General features: G+C 69.2%; 5 protein-coding genes and 1 pseudogene. All 6 read left to right on the top strand.

The genetic code is table 11. The annotated features are described in order from the left end of the window. Nucleotides 1-57: 57 nt before the first annotated feature. Nucleotides 58-10452: pseudogene (locus ACIQD6_RS09485) on the top strand (type I polyketide synthase); the annotation flags it as partial. A gap of 190 nt (nucleotides 10453-10642) precedes the next feature. Beyond that, the gene (locus tag ACIQD6_RS09480) at nucleotides 10643-11569 is read left to right on the top strand and encodes a sulfite exporter TauE/SafE family protein (RefSeq protein WP_401880162.1); all 927 of its coding nucleotides are present in this window, start codon (nucleotides 10643-10645) and stop codon (nucleotides 11567-11569) included. Further along, complete coding sequence (gene cysD / locus ACIQD6_RS09475; RefSeq protein WP_401880160.1) at nucleotides 11566-12468, top strand: sulfate adenylyltransferase subunit CysD; 903 nt, start codon at nucleotides 11566-11568, stop codon at nucleotides 12466-12468. Before ACIQD6_RS09480 ends, cysD begins: the two co-directional genes overlap by 4 nt. Further along, nucleotides 12468-14312, top strand: a complete 1845-nt coding sequence (cysC, locus tag ACIQD6_RS09470; RefSeq protein ID WP_401880158.1) for an adenylyl-sulfate kinase — start codon at nucleotides 12468-12470, stop codon at nucleotides 14310-14312. Before cysD ends, cysC begins: the two co-directional genes overlap by 1 nt. A 44-nt stretch (nucleotides 14313-14356) precedes the next feature. Beyond that, entirely contained in the window at nucleotides 14357-15625 is a 1269-nt protein-coding gene (locus ACIQD6_RS09465; RefSeq protein ID WP_401880156.1) for a cytochrome P450, read from the top strand. Nucleotides 15626-16908: 1283 nt separating this feature from the next. Beyond that, complete coding sequence (locus ACIQD6_RS09460; RefSeq protein ID WP_401880155.1) at nucleotides 16909-19728, top strand: LuxR C-terminal-related transcriptional regulator; 2820 nt, start codon at nucleotides 16909-16911, stop codon at nucleotides 19726-19728. Nucleotide 19729 lies beyond the last annotated feature (1 nt).

Here is a 19729-nt window from a genome sequence, read left to right as displayed (position 1 = left end):
GCCACGACGAGCCTGCTGGAGACCCAGAACCGCCTGCACGAGCTGCAGGCTCGCACGAGCGAGCCCATCGCCGTGGTGTCGATGGCCTGCAACTTCCCGGCAGGGGCGGACAGCCCCGAAAAGCTGTGGGACCTGGTCGCCACGGGCCGCGACACGATGGATCCCTGGCCGACGGACCGGGGCTGGAACGCCGAGCACGATCAGGCGAGCTACGCCCGCGTAGGCGGGTTCGTGGCCGAGGCCACGCGGTTCGACGCGAGCTTCTTCGGGATCTCGCCGCGTGAGGCGTTGGCGATGGAACCACAGCAACGGCTGATACTCGAGACGGCGTGGGAGGCGTTGGAGCGGGCCGGGATAGCGCCGGACTCGCTACGAGGCAGCTCGACCGGCGTGTACGTGGGGGCTGGTGGATCGGAGTACGGTTCGCTGCTCGCGTCCGGTTCGGACGAGGTCGATGGGCATCTGCTGACCGGCAACGCCGTGAGTGTGGCTTCGGGCCGGGTGTCGTACACACTCGGACTGGAAGGTCCGGCGGTGACCGTGGACACCGCTTGTTCCTCCTCCCTGGTGGCGGTGCATCTGGCCGCGCAGGCGCTGCGCTCGGGCGAGTGCTCGATGGCGCTGGCCGGTGGTGTCACGGTGCTGTCCACCCCCGGGATCTATACGGAGTTCTCGCGGACGGGCGGATTGGCCGCCGACGGCCGGTGCAAGCCGTTCGCGGACGCCGCGGACGGGACGGGCTGGGGCGAGGGCGCCGGGATTCTGGTGCTGGAGCGGCTGTCCGACGCCCGGCGGCACGGGCACCAGGTCCTGGCCGTGATCCGTGGCAGTGCGGTGAACCAGGACGGTGCGTCGAATGGTCTGACCGCGCCGAACGGCCCTTCTCAGCAGCGGGTGATTCGCTCGGCCTTGGCCAACGCTCAGTTGTCCACGACTGAGGTCGATGTGGTGGAGGCGCACGGCACCGGTACGCGGCTGGGCGACCCGATCGAGGCGCAGGCGCTGCTGGCGACCTATGGTCAGGACCGGCCGGAGGATCAGCCGTTGTGGCTGGGTTCGGTGAAGTCCAACATCGGGCACACCCAGGCTGCCTCCGGGGTGGCCGGGATCATCAAGATGGTGCAGGCGATGCGGCATGGTGTTCTGCCGCGGACGTTGCATGTGGACGCGCCTTCTTCGCAGGTGGACTGGTCGGCCGGCGCGGTGGAACTGCTGACCGAGTCGCTGCCCTGGGAGACCGACGGCCGTCCTCGCCGGGCCGGGGTGTCGTCATTCGGCATTTCCGGAACGAACGCGCATGTGATCCTCGAAGAACCCGAAATGGCACCGGCCGTGGAGCCGGAGGAGAAGCCGGCTCCTGGCGTGGTGCCGTGGTTGTTGTCGGCCAAGTCGCCGCAGGCGCTGCGGGAGCAAGCCGCCCGGTTGAGCCAATGGGCTGATGACCAGCCGGAAGCCGATCCGGCGGCGGTGGGCCGGGTGCTGGCCACGGGCCGGTCGATGTTCGAACATCGCGCTGTGGCCCTGGGCCGGGACCGGCAGGCGCTGGTGCACGGCGTGCGCGCACTGGCCGAGGACCGGCCGAGCGCAGGTGTGGTGACCGGGCAGGCAGGCACTGCCCGGCTGGCGATGGTGTTCTCCGGCCAGGGCAGTCAGCGCCTCGGTATGGGTTCGCAACTGTCGGCCGCGTTCCCGGTGTTCGCCGAGGCCTTTGACGAGGTGTGTGCGGAGCTGGACCGGCATCTGCCGCGTCCGATCCGTGACGTGATCGACAACGACTCGGATCTCCTCGATGAGACGGTGTACACCCAGGCCGGTCTGTTCGCGGTGCAGGTGGCGCTGTACCGGCTGACGTCGTCGTGGGGTGTTGTTCCGGAGTGGGTGGCCGGGCATTCGATCGGTGAGCTCAGTGCCGCGTATGTGGCGGGCGTGTGGAGTCTGGCGGACGCGGCCGCTGTGGTCGCGGCGCGAGGCCGGCTCATGCAGGAGCTGCCCACCGGCGGGGCGATGGTGGCGTTGTCGGCGAGTGAGGCCGAGGCGCTGGAACTGATCGGTGAGCATGCCACGGTGGGGCTGGCCGCGGTGAACGGTCCGGAGTCGACGGTGATTTCCGGCGACGAGGACGTGGTCGAGCAACTGGCGGAGACGTGGCGGCAGCGGGGCGGCAAGGCGAGGCGGCTGCGGGTCAGTCACGCGTTCCACTCGCCGTTGATGGAACCCATGCTGGACTCGTTCAAGCGGACGCTGGACCAGGTCTCGTGGAACGAGCCGCAGACTCCATTGATTTCGGGCGTTCCTGGCATGGATGCGACTGATCCGGCCTACTGGGTGCGGCACGTCCGTGACACCGTGCGTTACCACGACACGGTCCTCAAGCTGCGGGACCAGGGCGCGGGCCTGTTCCTGGAAATGGGCCCGCAAGGCACCCTGAGCGCGATGGCCACTGAGGACAACGGGGTCTGGCTCCCGGCCCTGCGGGCCGAGCGTGACGAACCGGAGACGGTGACGGCAGCGGTCGCCGGGCTGTACACCCATGGGGCCACCGTGGACTGGGCCGCGCTGCTGGGCACTCCGGGCCCCGGCCCGGTGTCGTTGCCGACGTACGCGTTTCAGCGCGAGCGGTACTGGCCGGAGAACACGCGCCAGGCCGCCGCGGCTGTTGTCGACGGTGTCGACGCGGAGTTCTGGCAGGCGGTGGAGCGCTCGGACAGCGCCGCTCTGGCCACCACCTTGCGGGTGGACGAGCATGAGGTGAGTCCGATGCTTCCCGCGTTGGCCGCCTGGCGCCGGGGAAAGCTGGACAGGCAGGCCGTCGACACCTGGCGGTACCGGGCGGAGTGGGTCTCCCTGAAGGGAGCACGGCCGTCCGGACTGAGCGGTGCGTGGCTGGTGATGCACGATCCGGACATGGCCGGATGGGCCGGTCAGGTGGCGGGAATGCTGGCCGATCAGGGCGCGCGGCCGCTTCCGGTGGCCGTGTCCGCCGATCGTGCCGCGATTGCCGGAGTCGTACGGGACGCACTGTCCGAAGGCGACTTGGCCGGGGTGGTGTTCCTCCCCTCTGGCGCGCCGGTGCGGGAACTCCTGGCAGTGGTACAGGGATTCGCGGACTCCGGAGCGCCGCAGCGGCTGTGGATGCTGACCCGTGGCGCGGCCGGACCCGAGGCCCCTGGTGATCTTGACGCGGCCGCGGCGTGGGGCCTGGGCCGCGTGGCGGCGCTGGAGTACCCGGGGAGCTGGGGTGGGCTGATCGATCTGCCCCTCACGGAACCGGACGAGGGCATCGGCCGGCGTTTCTGCGCGGTGCTGGCCGGGTGGGATGGTGAGGACCAGGTCGCCGTGCGTGCCGGCGGTGTGTACGGGCGTCGCCTGGTGCCCGCCCCCACCACGCGATCCGGGCGGACATGGGCACCTTCGGGCACCGTCCTGGTCACCGGCGGCACAGGTGGTCTCGGCGGGCACGTCGCGCGCTGGCTGGCCGATCAGGATGTCGAACACATCGTGCTGACCTCACGGCGCGGCGCCCAGGCCCCGGGGGCGGCCGAACTGGTGGAAGACCTCAGCTCCGGGGGACAGGTGCGAGTCACCGTCCTGGGCGTGGATGTGGCCGATCGGGACGGGCTGGCCGCGGCTCTGGCCGAGGTGGGCCGTATCGACGCGGTGGTTCACGCCGCCGGTGTCGGTGAGCTGACTCCGATCGCGGAGACCGATCCGGAGGCCGTGGAGCGGGCCCTGGCGGCGAAGGTGACCGGGACGCAGAACCTGCACCAACTGCTCGTACGGGATGCTGATCGTCCGCTCGACGCGTTCGTACTGTTCGCTTCCGGTGCCGGTGTGTGGGGTGGCGGCGGGCAGGGACTCTACGCGGCGGCCAATGCCTTCCTGGACGCCTATGCCACTCGGCAGCGTGCTGCCGGGCATGCGGTGACGAGCGTGTCCTGGGGTGTGTGGGCCGGTGCGGGGATGGCCGGCTCGGAAGAGAGCCGGGCGATGCAGCGGCGCGGGGTCCGGCCGATGGATCCCCAACGCGCCCTGTGGGCACTGGTCGAGGCGGTGGGCCAGGGCGAGACCTGTGTGACCGTGACCGACATGGACTGGTCGCGGTTCGCGGCCGCGTTCACGTCGGTTCGCCCGAGTCCTTTGCTGGCGGAGATACCGCGAGCACAGGTCGATGCGGACTCGGTACCGGTCGCGGACAGCGGCTTGGCCGCCCGATTGCGGGCGATGCCCGAGGCACAGCGTCGCCAGTCGCTCGAAGAGATGGTGCTGGCCCATGCGGCCGCCGTACTGGGCCACGACACCGCCGAGGGGCTGGGGGCCGGCCAGGCGTTCCGCGAGCTGGGTTTCGATTCCGTGACCGCGGTGGAGCTGCGCAACCGGCTGACGGAACTGACCGGTTCGTCGTTGCCGACGACGTTGGTGTTCGACTATCCGACCGCGGCCGCGCTGTCGGAATTCCTGCTGGCGGAACTACTCGGTATCGAGGCCGAGGCTGCGACACCTGTGTCGGCCTCGGCGGCCTCGGTGGCCGACGAACCGGTCGCGATCGTGGGAATCGGCTGCCGATTCCCCGGGGACGTGGGCAGTCCCGATGACTTCTGGCGGATGCTCGCCGCGGGCGAGGACGCCATCACCGCGTTCCCGGAGGACCGTGGCTGGGAGGACGAAGGGAATGGTTACGCCCGCGTCGGCGGATTCGTCACCGAGGTCACGGACTTCGATGCGGGATTCTTCGGTATTTCGCCGCGTGAGGCGATCGGCATGGATCCGCAGCAACGCCTTGTGCTGGAGACGGCATGGGAAGGGCTGGAGCGGGCCGGGATCGACCCGGTTGGACTGCGGGGCTCGGACACCGGTGTGTACGTCGGTGTCGGCGGCTCGGAGTACGGCTCGGCGCTCGCGGCCGGTTCGGACGATGTCGACGGGCACTTGCTGACCGGCAGTGCGGCGAGTGTGGCTTCCGGCCGGGTGTCGTACGCGTTGGGTCTGGAAGGACCGGCGGTCTCGATCGACACGGCCTGTTCCTCGTCGTTGGTGGCGGTGCATCTGGCCGCGCAGGCGTTGCGTTCCGGTGAGTGCTCGATGGCGCTGGCCGGTGGTGTCACGGTGGTGTCCACCCCAGGAGTGTTCTCGGAGTTCTCCCGGCAGGGCGGATTGGCCGCTGACGGCCGGTGCAAGCCGTTCGCCGATGCCGCGGACGGGACCGGCTGGGGCGAGGGTGTCGGTGTGCTGGTGCTGGAGCGTCTGTCGGACGCGCGTCGGCGTGGGCATCAGGTGCTGGCCGTGTTGCGCGGCAGCGCGGTGAATCAGGACGGTGCGTCGAATGGTCTGACGGCGCCGAACGGTCCTTCTCAGAAGCGGGTGATCCGGGCGGCCCTGGCCAACGCTCGGCTGTCTCCGGCTGAGGTCGATGTGGTGGAGGCGCACGGCACCGGTACGCGGCTGGGTGATCCGATCGAGGCGCAGGCGTTGCTGGCGACCTATGGCCAGGACCGGCCAGAGGACGAACCCCTGTGGCTGGGTTCGGTGAAGTCGAACATTGGCCATACCCAGTCCGCCGCCGGCGTGGCCGGAATCATCAAGATGGTGCTGGCCATGCGGCACGGCATGTTGCCGCGGACGCTGCATGTGGACGCGCCGTCGTCGCATGTGGACTGGTCGGCCGGAGCCGTACGTCTTCTGACCGAGCCGGTGCCCTGGCAGACGCATGGTCGTCCTCGCCGGGCCGGAGTGTCGGCGTTCGGCATTTCCGGCACGAACGCCCATGTGATCCTCGAAGAACCCGAATCCGAGCCCGAGCTGGTATCGGCGACGGCGCCCGAAGTTCTGGGTGGTCCGGTGCCCTGGCTGGTATCGGCCAGGTCGGCACAGGCGCTGCGGGAGCAGGCAGCCAGGTTGAGCCACTGGGCCGCTGACCGGCCGGAGATCGATCCGCTGGCGGTGGGTCGTGCGCTGGCTACGACGCGTTCGGAGTTCGAGCATCGTGCGGTGTTGGTGGCGGAGGACCTCTCCGGGTTTGTGACTGGACTGCAGGATCTGGAGACTTCCACGGCGGTGGTGCACGGTGTCGCGGCGCCGACCGCTCTGGGTCCGGTGTTCGTGTTCCCGGGGCAGGGCGCGCAGTGGGTCGGTATGGGTGTGGAGTTGTGGGACACCGAGCCGGTGTTCGCACAGTCGATGGAGCGGTGTGCGGCGGCGTTGGAGCCGTTCGTGGACTGGTCGTTGCGCGACGCACTGGATGATGCTGAGTTGTTGGCGCGGGTTGATGTGGTGCAGCCGGTGTCGTGGGCGGTGATGGTGTCGCTGGCTGAGCTGTGGCGCTCGGTCGGCGTGGTCCCGTCCGTGGTGGTGGGTCATTCGCAGGGTGAGATCGCGGCGGCTACGGCTGCTGGTGGGCTGTCGTTGGAGGACGGCGCGCGGGTGGTCGCCTTGCGTAGCCAGGCGATCGTTCCTTTGGCGGGTTCCGGTGGGATGGTGTCGGTTCGCGCCACGCTGGAGCAGGTTGAAAAGTGGATTGCCCCGTGGGCTGACTTGTCGGTGGCTGCGGTGAACGGTCCGGCGCAGGTGGTGGTTTCGGGTGCTGCGGAGGCGTGTGACGAGTTCGTGGCCCGGCATGCCGATGATGGTGTGCGGCGGATCGCGGCGGACTTCGCGTCGCATTCGGCGCAGGTGGAGGCCATCGAGCAGCAGATGGCAGCTGATCTGGCCGGGCTGGAACCGACAAGCAGCCAGGTGCCGTTCTACTCCACACTGGAAGCTGCCCTCATCGACACCGCGGGACTTGACGGTGCGTACTGGTATCGCAATACGCGTGAGCAGGTGCGTTTCGCCGAGGTGATCGAGTCGTTGGTGGAGGCCGGGCACCGCACCTTCGTCGAGGTGAGTGCACATCCGGTCCTCGCGATGGCGGTCGAGCAGGTCGGCGAGGGCCTGACGGTCACCGGCACGTTGCGTCGTGATGACGGCGGCCGGGGCCGTTGGCTGCGGTCACTGGCGACCGCTCATGTCGCCGGTGTGAAGGTCGACTGGACCGCACAACTCGGCGCTGAGAGCACGAGTCTGATGTCGTTGCCGACGTATGCGTTCCAGCACCAGCGGTTCTGGCCTTCAGCCACCCGGCGGGCCGGGGATGTGCAGGCTCTGGGGCAGGGCGAGTCCGGTCACCCGCTGCTCGGTGCCGTCGTGACGCTGGCTGGTGAGGACAAGGTGCTCCTGACCGGGCGGTTGTCTCTGTCCGCGTATCCGTGGCTGGCTGATCATGCGGTGCTGGGGTCGGTGTTGCTGCCGGGTACGGCTTTGGTGGATCTGGCGGTGCACGCCGGTGACCGGGCCGGCTGTCCGGTGCTGGAGGAGCTGACGCTTCAGGCTCCGTTGGTGCTGCCCGAGCAGGGCGGGATACGGGTTCAGGTGCGGGTCGCCGAGCTTGATGAAAAGGGTCGCCGGACGGTGGAGATCTTCTCCCGTCACGGCGACGAGGACGAATGGGTTCAGCACGCCGACGGCGTGCTGAGCGACCAGGCCACCGCCGCTCCGGTGTGGACCGGCGCCTGGCCGCCGGAGGGTGCGCGGCCGGTGCCGGTGGACGGTGTGTATGAGCGCATGGCCGAGGACGGTTACGGCTATGGGCCGGTGTTCCAGGGTGTCCGCGCGGTGTGGCAGACCGGCACCGATGTTTTCGCCGACGTGGCTCTGCCCGAGCAGACCGAGGTGGACGGCTTCGGGATACATCCGGCGTTGCTGGACGCGGCTTTGCATCCCATCGGATTTACGACCTCGGACCAGGCCGGTGAAGGCGGCGTGAGGTTGCCGTTCGCGTGGAGTGGCGTTCAGTTGCACGCCACGGGCGCGGCGGTGGCGCGAGTGCGCTTGTCGCATCGTGAAGACGGCGGGCTCGCGGTCGCGGCTTTCGACCCGGCCGGGCAGCCGGTGTTCAGCGCCGAGTCGCTGATGCTGCGTCCGATCACCACCGATCCGGCTTCGTCGGTGGCGAGGGAGACGGCGCGGTCCTTGTTCGGAGTGGACTGGGTACCGCTCGCCGGGCCGACCACCACCGAAGCGGTGGACTGGTCCTGGTACGAGCACGTCGGTGCCGATGTGCCCTCGGTGGTGGTGGCCCGGGTCCCGGCTGCTGTCGGCGAGGGTCCGGAGTCGGTGCACGCGGTGACGGCGACGGTGCTGGACTGGCTTCAGAGCTGGCTGGCCGACGAGGCCACCGAGGATTCCCGGCTTCTGCTGCTCACCCAGGGCGCCACGGATGGCAGTGATCTGGCCGCGGCCGCGGTGACCGGTCTGGTGCGTTCGGCGCAGTCGGAGCACCCGGGCCGTCTCATCCTCCTGGACGCCGAACCCGGCACCGATCTCGATGCCGTCCTGCCTGCCGTGGTGGGCAGTGGTGAGCCGGAGCTCGCGCTGTGCGCGGGTGTGTTGAGTGTGCGGCGTCTGGTGCGGGCTGCTGGTGCTGGTCAGCCGGTGCCGGATCGGGTGGCTGAGGGCACGGTGGTGATCACCGGCGGGACCGGTGTGCTGGGGGCCATGCTGGCCCGGCACCTGGTGACCGTTCACGGAGTCACGGACCTGCTGTTGCTCTCACGCCGGGGCATGGACGCTCCGGGCGCGGATGAGCTGGCCGCTGAACTGGATGAGTTGGGCGCGCGGGTGTCGATCCGGGCCTGTGATGCGTCTGATCGTGAGGCGCTGGCGGCGGTGCTTGCCGATCGTTCGGTGTCGGGTGTGGTGCATGCGGCTGGTGTGCTGGATGACGCGACGGTGGAGTCGTTGACGTCGGAGCGGCTGGCCGTGGTGCTGCGCGCGAAGGTCGATGCGGCGTGGCATCTGCACGAACTGACCCGGGATCAGAATCCAGGCATGTTCGTGGTGTATTCCGCGGCGGCGGCGACGCTCGGCTCGGCGGGTCAGGGGAGTTATGCGGCGGCGAACGCCGCGTTGGACGCGCTGGTGGAGCAGCGGTGTTCGGCGGGGTTGGCCGGGCAGTCGCTGGCGTGGGGGTTGTGGGAGCAGAGCTCGGGGATGACCGGGGAGCTCGACGCGATGGACCTGGCCAGGCTGGCCCGGACCGGGGTTCGTGCGTTGTCCGATGAGCAGGGCTTGGCGTTGTTCGACGCGGCGGTGCGCCTGGACCGGTCGCTGGTGGTGGCGGCGCGGCTGGATGTGGCGGCGATGCGAACGGCCGGAACCACTGGGCCGTTGCTGCGGCTGCTGGCCGGCGGCCCGGCGCGCCGGGCCGCCGCCACGGCTTCCGCCGGTGAGGGTGAACTGGCCGCTCAGCTGGTCGCGCTGCCGGTGGAGGAGCGCCACGGCAAGGTGTTGGAGCTGGTGCGTGCTCAAGCGGCCACGGTGCTGGGCCACACCGCCGGCGAAAGCGTCGATGCCGACGCGGCCTTCCGCGATCTGGGCTTCGACTCACTGACCGCCGTCGAACTCCGCAACCGGCTCACCACCGTGACCGGACTACGCCTCCCCGCGACGCTGATCTTCGACCACCCGAACGCGGACGCGCTGACCGCTCACATCCTGGACGAACTCGCCACCGGGAGCCCCGCCGAAACCGCTTCCACGGAAGTGGTCCGGCTGTCGGACCTCGCGGAGATGTACATGCGCGCCGAGGCCGAGGGCAAGGGCGCTGTCTTCCTGGATTCGATGGAGAACCTCGCGCAGTTCCGGCCCACCTTCGGTGCCGACACCGCCGGTACGGCGATCCGGCCGCCCAAACGCGTCGCCACCGGAGACCAGAAGCCGAAGCTGTACCTGTTCCCGCCGTTCATGGCCCCGGACGAACTGGCGTACGTGCGACTGGCGTGGGCCTTCCAGGGCAGCCGGGAGGTGTCACTGCTGAAGCTGCCCGGCTTCCACGTCGGTGAGGCACTGCCGCGGAATCTGGAAACGATGACCGCCGCCTACGCCGAGGCGATCCTCCGGGACAACCCGACAGGGGAGGAATTCGCCCTGGGAGGAGCGTCCAGCGGCGGAATGATCGCGCACTGGGTCGCCGCCGAGCTGGTGCGCAGGGGAGTGACCCCGGTGGGCATCACCCTGTTCGACACCGTCTCCCAGGAGGACCTCACCGCCTTCGAAGAGGATGCGAACGCACTGCTGGCGGGACTGTTCGAAAACATCAGGCAGTCCGGCGACAACGGCGACGACAGCTGGATCTCCGCCATGGCCCACTACAGGTCGTTCCCGTGGTGGTCCCCGGACCACCTGGACATCCCGACACTCCAGGTCCGGGCGACCGAACGGATGGGTGCCCCGGTGGACCACGAGGACTGGATGTTCACCTGGAACAACTCCTCGGCGGTCACCTTGGCCGACGTGCCGGGAAACCATCTGACGATGCTGGACAAATTCGCGACGGTGACCGCGCAGGTGGTCAACGACTGGCTCGCCCAGCCCACTGCGGATCGCCCCCCGTTGATGGACTACCGGGGGGCCGTATAGGGCCTCACGTACCGCGCGGCTGAGCGCGGAAGTAGGAGGCATCGCCGGATTCCACCAAGGAATCCGGAACCGACCTCCGGGGGCGAACCTGCTCCCAGCATGCCGGAGTAGCGGTGGGTTCCCACCTGCTTCCTCCTTGTTCACGGCGGTTCCCGCAGCCGTGCCGCCCATCCTGCAAACCGAGGTTCCTATGCGCACGTTCCTGTTGTTCGGACTGGCCGGCCTGCTGGCCCAGCTTGTCGACGGCACCCTGGGCATGGCGTTCGGGGTGACCGCGACGACCACGCTGCTGGCCGTGGGCACCGCCCCGGCGGCCGCCTCGGCCGCCGTGCACCTCGCCGAGGTCGGCACCTCGCTGGCTTCCGGCCTGTCCCACTGGAAGTTCAAGAACATCGACTGGAGAACCGTCGGCATCCTGGCCGCGCCGGGCGCGATCGGCGCGGTGCTCGGCGCGTACGTGCTGACCTCGCTGTCCACCGAGAACGCCGCGGTGTGGATCACCACCATCCTGCTGCTGCTCGGCCTGTACGTGCTGATCCGGTTCTCGTTCCTCAAGATCGGCAAGTTGATCACCGGCGAGCGCCCCGGCGCCAAGTTCCTCGCGCCGCTCGGCCTGGTGGCCGGGTTCGTCGATGCCACCGGTGGCGGCGGCTGGGGTCCGGTGGCCACCACCACGCTGTTGTCCTCGGGCCGGCTGGAGCCGCGCAAGGTGGTCGGTTCGGTGGACACCTCGGAGTTCATCGTCGCGCTGGCCGCCAGCATCGGCTTCCTGTTCACTCTGGCGCAGGAGGACAGCCTCAACTACACGGTGGTCCTCGGCCTGATGATCGGTGGCATCATCGCCGCCCCGGTGGCGGCCTGGCTGGTCCGGCACCTGCCGCCGCGGTTGCTCGGCGCGCTGGCCGGTGGGCTGATCGTGTTCACCAACGCCCGCACGTTGCTGCACGAGTTCGAGGCCGCGGACTGGGTGTTCGCGGTCATCTACACCGCCATCGTGGCGTTGTGGGCGGCCGGGGTGGCCGCCGCTAACCGATCACTGCGCGAGGAACGCCGACACGAACCCGCAGCCCCTGAAAAACAGTTCGCCCTACCAGCAGCGGAGGATCACACCACATGACGGCGGGCACTTATCAGCTCTCCCATCTGCACACACTCGAAGCCGAATCAGCACACGTTTTCCGCGAGGTCGCGGCCACCTTCGAACGGCCGGTGCTGCTGTTCTCCGGTGGCAAGGACTCGGTGGTCATGCTGCACCTGGCGCTGCGCGCGTTCTGGCCGGCCCCACTGCCGTTCCCGGTGTTGCACGTGGACACCGGCCACAACTTCCCCGAGGTGCTCGAATTCCGCGACCGGGCGGTGGCCCAGCACGGCGTCCGGCTGGAGGTCGCCTCCGTCCAGGACGACATCGACGCCGGGCGAGTGGCCGACGAAGCCAGCCGGAACCGGTTGCAGACCACCACCCTGCTGCGGGCGATCAACGAGCACCGTTTCGACGCCGTGTTCGGCGGCGCCCGCCGCGACGAGGAGAAGGCCCGAGCGAAGGAACGGGTGTTCAGCTTCCGCGACGAGTTCGGTCAGTGGGATCCCCGCAACCAGCGGCCGGAACTCTGGCAGTTGTACAACGGCAGGCACCGCCGCGGTGAGCACATCCGGGTCTTCCCGCTGTCCAACTGGACGGAACTGGACATCTGGCAGTTCGTGCTCGACGAGGAGGTCGAACTGCCCCCGCTCTACTACGCCCACCGGCGGCAGGTCTTCCAGCGCGACGGCATGGTGCTCGCGGTCAACCCGTACCTGACACCCGGCTCCGGCGAGCAGCCGTACGAGGCCACGGTTCGCTTTCGCACGATCGGCGACGCGACCTGCACCGGCTGTGTGGAGTCCGCCGCCGCCACCCCGGAGGACGTCGTCGCCGAAGTCGCCGCCAGCCGGATCACCGAACGCGGTGCCACCCGCGCCGACGACCGGATTTCCGAAGCGGGCATGGAAGACCGGAAAAGGGAGGGGTACTTCTGATGGGCATCGATCTGCTGCGGATCGCCACCGCGGGCAGTGTGGACGACGGTAAGTCCACACTCATCGGCCGGCTGCTGTTCGATTCGAAATCGCTGTTCTCCGATCAGCTGGCCGCGGTGGAACGCGCCAGCCGGGACCGTGGCGAGGCGTACCCGAACCTCGCCCTGCTCACCGACGGCCTGCGCGCCGAACGCGAACAGGGCATCACCATCGACGTGGCACACCGCTACTTCGCCACGCCGAGGCGGCGGTTCATCATCGCCGACACCCCGGGCCACCTGCAGTACACCCGCAACATGGTCACCGGGGCATCCACCGCCGACCTCGCGCTGATCCTGATCGACGCCTCCAAGGGCGTGCTGGAGCAGTCCCGGCGGCACGCGCTGCTGGCGTCCCTGCTCGGCATTCCGCACCTGGTGCTGTGCGTGAACAAGATGGATCTGGTGGACTTCTCGCACGAGCGGTTCGAGGAAATCCGCGCCGAGTTCGCCTCGTTCGCCGCCAAACTGGACGTGCACGACCTGAGCTTCGTCCCGATGTCCGCGCTCACCGGCGACAACGTGGTGCACCGCGGCGACGCGATGCCCTGGTACGAAGGCACTTCGCTGCTGCACCACCTGGAGGAGGTGCACGTCGCCTCGGACCGCAACCTGATCGACGCGCGTCTGCCGGTGCAGTACGTGATCCGCACGCCGGGCGAGTCCGGGTACTTCCGCGGTTACGCGGGCACCGTCGCGGGCGGGGTGTTCAAACCGGGTGACGAGGTGCTGGTGCTGCCGTCCCGCGCGCGCACCACCATCGCGGCGATCACCGGGCCCGGCGGCGCGCCACTCGACGAGGCCTTTCCGCCGCAGGCGGTCACCGTTCAGCTCGACGGCGAGCACGACATCGGCCGGGGCGATCTGATCTGCCGCCCGCGCAACCAGCCACAGGCGATCCGCGAGTTCGACGCGATGGTGTGCTGGCTGACCGAACACAGCGAGCTGGCCCCGGGCACCAGGTACCTCGTGCGGCACACCACCCGCACCACCCGCGCGCTGGTGGGTTCGGTGGACTACCGGCTCGACATCAACACACTGCACCGCGACGAGGACGCGGATTCGCTGGCGCTCAACGAAATCGGCCGGGTGAGCCTGCGGACGCAGGAGCCGCTGTTCGTCGACGAGTACCGCCGCAACCGTGTCACCGGCAGTTTCATCCTGGTCGACGAACAGACCAACAACACCGTCGCCGCCGGGACCGTGCTGGCCCAGACCACCCGGCCGGAGGTGGTCTGGCACGCCACCGCGGTGAGCCGGGACGAGCGGATCTCGCGGGGCGCCACGATCTGGTTGACCGGACTCTCCGGAGCCGGGAAATCCAGTGTGGCGGTGGAGATCGAGCGACTGCTGATCGCCGCCGGCCGCCCGGCCTACCTGCTGGACGGGGACAACCTGCGGCACGGGATCAACGCCGGGCTGGGATTCGGCGAAGCCGACCGTGCGGAGAGCATGCGGCGCGCGGGCGAAGTGGCCAGGCTGCTCGCCGACGCCGGGCTGGTCACGGTGGTTTCGCTGATCAGCCCGTACACCGAAGACCGGGCGAAGGTGCGGGCGGCACACGAACTCGCCGGGCTGCCGTTCCTGGAGGTCTTCCTCGACACTCCGCTGGCGGTCTGCGAGTCCCGGGACCCGAAGGGGCTCTACGCCAAGGCCCGCGCGGGCGCGATCACCGGTTTCACCGGGATCGACGATCCGTACCAGGCGCCCGAGTCGCCGGAGCTGGTGCTGCGGCCCGAGGACGGTGATCCCGCCGCGATGGCCGCCCTCGTGCTGAACCGCCTGGTGGGCGGAGTTCCCGATTGACCCGGCGATCCAAGCCGCCGACGACCCAGAGGAGTACCCCTGACATGACGACATCCCAGTGCCCGGCCGGAAACACGATCCCCGACTCCGGCGACGGAGTGGTCGATCTCGACGAAGCCTTCATGAACGATCCGTACCAGCTCTACGAACTGCTGCGCACCCAGCGCCCGGTGACCAGGGTGCGGGTGCCGATGGCGCCGCCGTTCTGGCTGGTCACCAAATACGCGGACGTGCGCGCCGGAATGACCGACCCCCGGCTGAGCAAGGACGGCGGCGAGATCGCCAGGATCCTCCGGCGCGCCGCCGAACTGCCCGAGGACGCCGTGGACCTGGACATGGGCCTGCACGACCACATGCTCAATTCGGACCCGCCCAAGCACACCCGGCTGCGCAAGCTGGTGAACAAGGCGTTCACCGGACGGGCCATCGACCGGCTTCGCCCGGGCATCGAGCAACTGGCCACCGATCTGACCGAGGCGATGGCGGCGAAGCTCGCCGCCGGGGCGGACTCGGTCGACCTGATCGAGGAGTACGCGTTCCCGCTGCCGATGACGGTGATCTGCGAGATCCTCGGCGTGCCGGACGACCGGCGACGTGAGTTCGGCGAGTGGTCCCACACGATGCTGACGTCGGCGACGCCGCAGGAGCAGATGGCGGCCGCGGCGGCCATGCGGGAGTACCTGGACGAGCTGGTGGCCGCCAAACGGGCGGCTCCCGGCGAGGACATCTTCTCCGCGATCCTGGCCCCGGGAGAGGGTGCCGACCAACTCTCGCCCGACGAGGCCACCTCGATGGCGTCACTGCTGCTGATGGCCGGGCACGAGACCACGGCGAATCTGATCAGCAACGGGGTGCTGGCCCTGCTGCGCGACCCGCACCAACTCGCGCGGCTGCGTACGGACCCGGCGTTGCTCCCGAGCGCGGTGGAGGAGTTCCTCCGCCTGGAGAGCCCGGTCAGTATGGCCACCATGCGGTTCACCGCCGAGCCGGTGACCATCGGCGACACGACGATCCCGGCAGGCGAGCTGGTCCTGCTGGGGATCGGCTCGGCCAATCGTGATCCGGAGGTGTTCGACCGGCCCGGAGAGCTGGACGTTGGCCGCCCCAAGGGCGGTCATCTCTCCTTCGGGCACGGTATTCACAACTGCCTGGGGGCGGCGCTGGCCAGGGTGGAGGGCGAGATCGCCTTCCGTGTGCTGCTGGACCGGTTCCCCGAGCTCACCCTCGCGGTGGCCCCGGGCGACCTGAGGTGGCGCAGCAGCATCCTCCTGCGGGGGCTGACCAGCCTGCCGGTGCGCGCGGGCGCCCGGTAACAGCCTGATGACAGGAGTGTGGCTTTCCCTGCGAATTCGCAAGGAAAGCCACACTCCTGTCATCCGGTGTGGCGTCGGCGCTGTGGGATTCGCGACGTAGCGGAATGGCTCTTCCGGATGCTAGGTTGATTTTACTTCGGCTTGACCAGAGGTGAATCGGCCCACGCCCGGTTCCGCGATATCGACGTTGGCTCGTGAGGAGGCTGTGGTGGATTACTCAGCGAGTGGATGTTTGGCTCATTTAGGTAGATCTCCCAGCGTTTCCTGGAGAGGGAATGGTGGTACCGGGCTCTCGCGCCATATGACGGCCAGGATCGGCTCCCCCCGTCATCACCAGGCCGGCCCTGGGGCCAGTGGAACCGGTCTTCCAGTCGGCGCTCCCTTTGTCGGAAACCGTGACCCGGTGGTCCAGGGATGCCATGAAAATCATGAAATTCCCAGGACGAATATGCCGGTGCGAGCCGGTTCGGCACTGGATGGGAAAGAAGCGGGCGGCGCCGGATTCGGACTGGGGCGACCTCCCGAGGCCGGCGGCACTGGACTGAGGTAGCTCCGGCGAACACCGACCGAGATCCGGCAGGCGCGCATCTCCTCCGTAGGCGGGCCCGGCCCGATCCCTGACTCCGTGTAGTGCTTGTGACTTCAAATTAATTGCCGTTGGTTTTTATGGTCTTCTGGCAGCCGTCAACGTGGACAGGCAAGGAATACCCCCGGCGCGCGAGTATGCAGCCAGGATTGATGATCAACGTGCGTGAATCATGTGACGTATCGTCACCGCCCTGCCGCCGAGTTCGCCGGGCGCATGATTCCTCTCTGTGCCGGAAATTCCCGGGCTGAAGCACGCCTACCGTAGCGCGAGTAATTTTCGCGTTAAGATCGCATTCGCCTTCGGTGTGACGTGCGGCTGATTTTCCCCGTGTGCTCTGCGACGCCTGTTCTGGCTGTCCGCCCCGGTCGAGGCCCGAAGAATTCAGTCAAGAGCGTACCCAGATAGCTGATCTTGGCATCTGTGACGGATTCGTTCACTGTCGAACGTATCGAACATTCCACCTAGTCCGGCGTATACGGGCGCGAAGTTTCCCATTCTTTACCCGAGCCCTCGATTCGCCGCCGGATACCCATTGCGGGCATGAATTTCCGGGGTGAGGCAGATGAACGGCGGGCAAAATCGTGTTCCGGGGCCGAGCGGACAGGAGGCTCAGCGAACCCGTGTCCCTGCGGCCGCCCGCCGCCCTCGCAGGGACTGACGACAGCAGATGTGCACCGCCGACAAGGGAGAGAATGTGGAGCCTCGGATTCTCGAGAAGCTCACGGAGCCGGCGACACCGCAGACGCAGTCGGTCAGCTGGTCGTTGCACGGCCGTGAAGAACAGGTACACCGCATCGAGGAGTTGATGCGCGCGACGTCCGAGGACCACCGGGGACACCTGGTGGTCCTGGAGTCCGGCGTCGGCACCGGCAAGACCAGGCTGCTGTTAGAGGCCATGGCGCTGGCCGAGCGGAAAGGGTTCGCGGTGCTCGACGGCGTGCCGAAGTCGCTCACCATGATCGGCCCCCGCCAGGGCCGGCACGACACCGACCGGATCAGCTGGCTGGCCGCGCAGGTCGAGGCGGAGCTCGACGGCGATCTCCGGCGTGGCCCGGTGCTGATGGTGCTCGACGACGCGCAGTGGACGGACCCGGCGGTGCTGCGGGCGCTCGGCGGCCTGATGTCGAAACTGGACGACTCGCCGGTCCTGTGGCTGTTCGCGCTGCGTGCCGAGCGGGGCGAGTCGGCCGGCAGCCTGGTGCTGCGGGGCATGGCCCGGGCCCACCGCAGCGACTGGCTCGGGCCGCTGGGCCCGCTGCCCGGTGACGCCGTCGTCGGCCTTGTCGGCGACCTCTTCGACGCGGTTCCCGACAGGGACCTGGTGGAGCTGTGCGAGAGCGTCGGCGGCACCCCGCAGGCGATCGTGGACCTGGTGCACCAACTGCGCGAGGAACACTGTGTGGCGATCAGTGACGGGGGCGCGTCGCTGGCTTCGGGGCCGATGACCTCGGGCATCGCCGTGGCCGTCGCGGAGGATCCGGTCGGGCGGTTGCCGCAGCCGTTGCTGCGGTCGGTGCGCGGCCGGCTGGACGAGCTGTCCCAGCGGGCGCAGAACATGTTGCAGGTCGCAGCGGTGCTGGGCAGCGGATTCGCCCCGCGCGACCTCGCGGAGATGCTGGGCGAACTTCCCGTCCAACTGCTGGGGCCGTTGCAGGAGGCGATGGACGCGGGGCTGCTCAGCAGCGACAGCGAGGGATTCGTGTTCCACCGCGAACCGGTGTGGCGTGCGGTGCTGGGGACCGTCCCGGCGCCGTTGCGGTCGATGCTGCACCAGCAGGCTGCCACCATGCTGCTCGCCAGGGCGGGGGAGCCGACCGTGGGCGCGGCGGTGCATCTGGTGCACTGCACGGAGGCCGGTGACGCCGAGGCGGTGGCCACCATCGGCGAGGCGGCGCGGCGGTTGCTGCCGTCGTCACCCCAGTCGGCCGCCGCGCTGGCCCTTCGCGGCCTGGGGGTCACCGAGCCCGGCGGGCCCGAACACCTCGCGCTGGGGACCACGGCCACCGCGGGTCTGGTCCGGCAGGGCAGGCTCACCCAGGCCGCCGAACTCGCCGAAAAACTGCTGCAGGCGGCCGGGCCCGCCCCGGTGGAGTCCATTCGCCCGCTGCGCACCTGGCTGGCCATGGCGCTGATGCTGCGCGGCGACGCCTCCGCCGCGCGGCAGATCTCTCAGGAGGCCTTCTCCGCCACGGCTCCCGAGGACGGTCCGGACCCGAGCCTCGAACTGTTGGTGCTGAACACGTTGTCGCACGACAACCAGGCCGCGAAGGTCGGCCTGGCCGACCGGGTGCTCGCTGCCACCGGCGCGTACACCGTCGAGGTGCGGGTGGCGGCGTTGAATGTGCGGGCGATGGCGAAGTGGCGCGAAGGCCGGATCGACGAGGCGCTCGCCCGCGTAGAGGACGCGGTGGGGCTGCGTGGGCAGCTTACCGAGACCTGCCAGAGCGATCCACTGTGGACCAAGGCGTGGATGCTGACCAGGCTCCACCGGGTCGACGAGGCGCTGGCCGCGGCCGACACCGCCCGCCGCACCATCGACTGTGACGGCACGGGTGTGCTCACCCCGGTCCCGCTGGCCCTGCGCGCGATGATCTTCTTCGTCAAGGGAGACATCGCCGCGGCCGAGACGGAGGCGGCCGCGGGACTCGCGGCATCGAGGCGGGCGGAGATGCCGCTCTACGACCCCCCGCTCCGCGCCGTTCTGGTCTTCTGTGCGCTACGCCGTGGTGACCTGGCCGCGGCCGCCGACGGGCTGCGGCGGCTGGACGAGTCGATGCCCCCGGAACTGGTCCATTGGTGGTCGGCGATGCGGCGACTGCTCACCGGTCTGGTGTCCTCGGCCAAATTGGGCGCGCACGCGGCGATCGACGAGATACGCGAGCTGGCACAGGACTCTTCCCTGCGCAGGCAGTTGGTGCTCGAAGCGCCGGTGGGCATCGCGTGGTCGGTACGCACCGCGCTGGCGGTGGACCAGCGGCCGTTCGCGGAGCGGATCGTGGCCACCGCCGAGGAGCTCGCCTCCGTCAATCAGGCGCACGGCCCGGTGGTGGCGGCGGCGCGGCACGGCCGGGCGCTGCTGGACGGCGATCTCACCGCGCTCGCCGGGCTCGGGGAGTTCTACGGCGATCCGTGGGCAGTGGCCTCGGTCGCCGAAGACCTCGGCTCACTCCGGCGTGAGACCGACCGCGAGCAGGCCGTGAAGGAACTGAACCGCGCGATGGTGATCTACGAGGAGGTGGGTGCGGAATGGGACTCGGCGCGGGTCCGGCGCAAGCTGCGGCGACTCGGAGTCCGACGCCGCCACTGGAGCCACGAAAGCCGGCCCGAAACGGGCTGGGACAGCCTCACCAGCACCGAAACCAAGGTCGCCCGGCTCGTCGCACAGGGGCTGACGAACCGCCAGGTCGCGAGCGAACTGTTCATCTCCCCGCACACCGTCGGCTTCCACCTGCGCCAGATCTACCGCAAGCTCGCCATCCAGTCCAGAGTGGACCTGGCACGCATCGTGCCATGAC

The sequence above is a fragment of the Streptomyces sp. NPDC088400 genome (genome assembly GCF_044753355.1).
GTDB lineage: Bacteria > Actinomycetota > Actinomycetes > Streptomycetales > Streptomycetaceae > Streptomyces.
The sequence above is the reverse complement of the archived record's forward strand: the minus strand, read 5'-3'. Positions and strand labels throughout refer to the sequence as shown.

What these genes read in the sequence shown, in the direction of transcription:
- ACIQD6_RS09480 (WP_401880162.1), top strand. Translation starts at nt 10,643, where the DNA reads ATGCGCACGTTCCTGTTGTTCGGACTGGCCGGCCTGCTGGCCCAGCTT.
- ACIQD6_RS09465 (WP_401880156.1), top strand. Translation starts at nt 14,357, where the DNA reads ATGACGACATCCCAGTGCCCGGCCGGAAACACGATCCCCGACTCCGGC.
- cysC (WP_401880158.1), top strand. Translation starts at nt 12,468, where the DNA reads ATGGGCATCGATCTGCTGCGGATCGCCACCGCGGGCAGTGTGGACGAC.
- cysD (WP_401880160.1), top strand. Translation starts at nt 11,566, where the DNA reads ATGACGGCGGGCACTTATCAGCTCTCCCATCTGCACACACTCGAAGCC.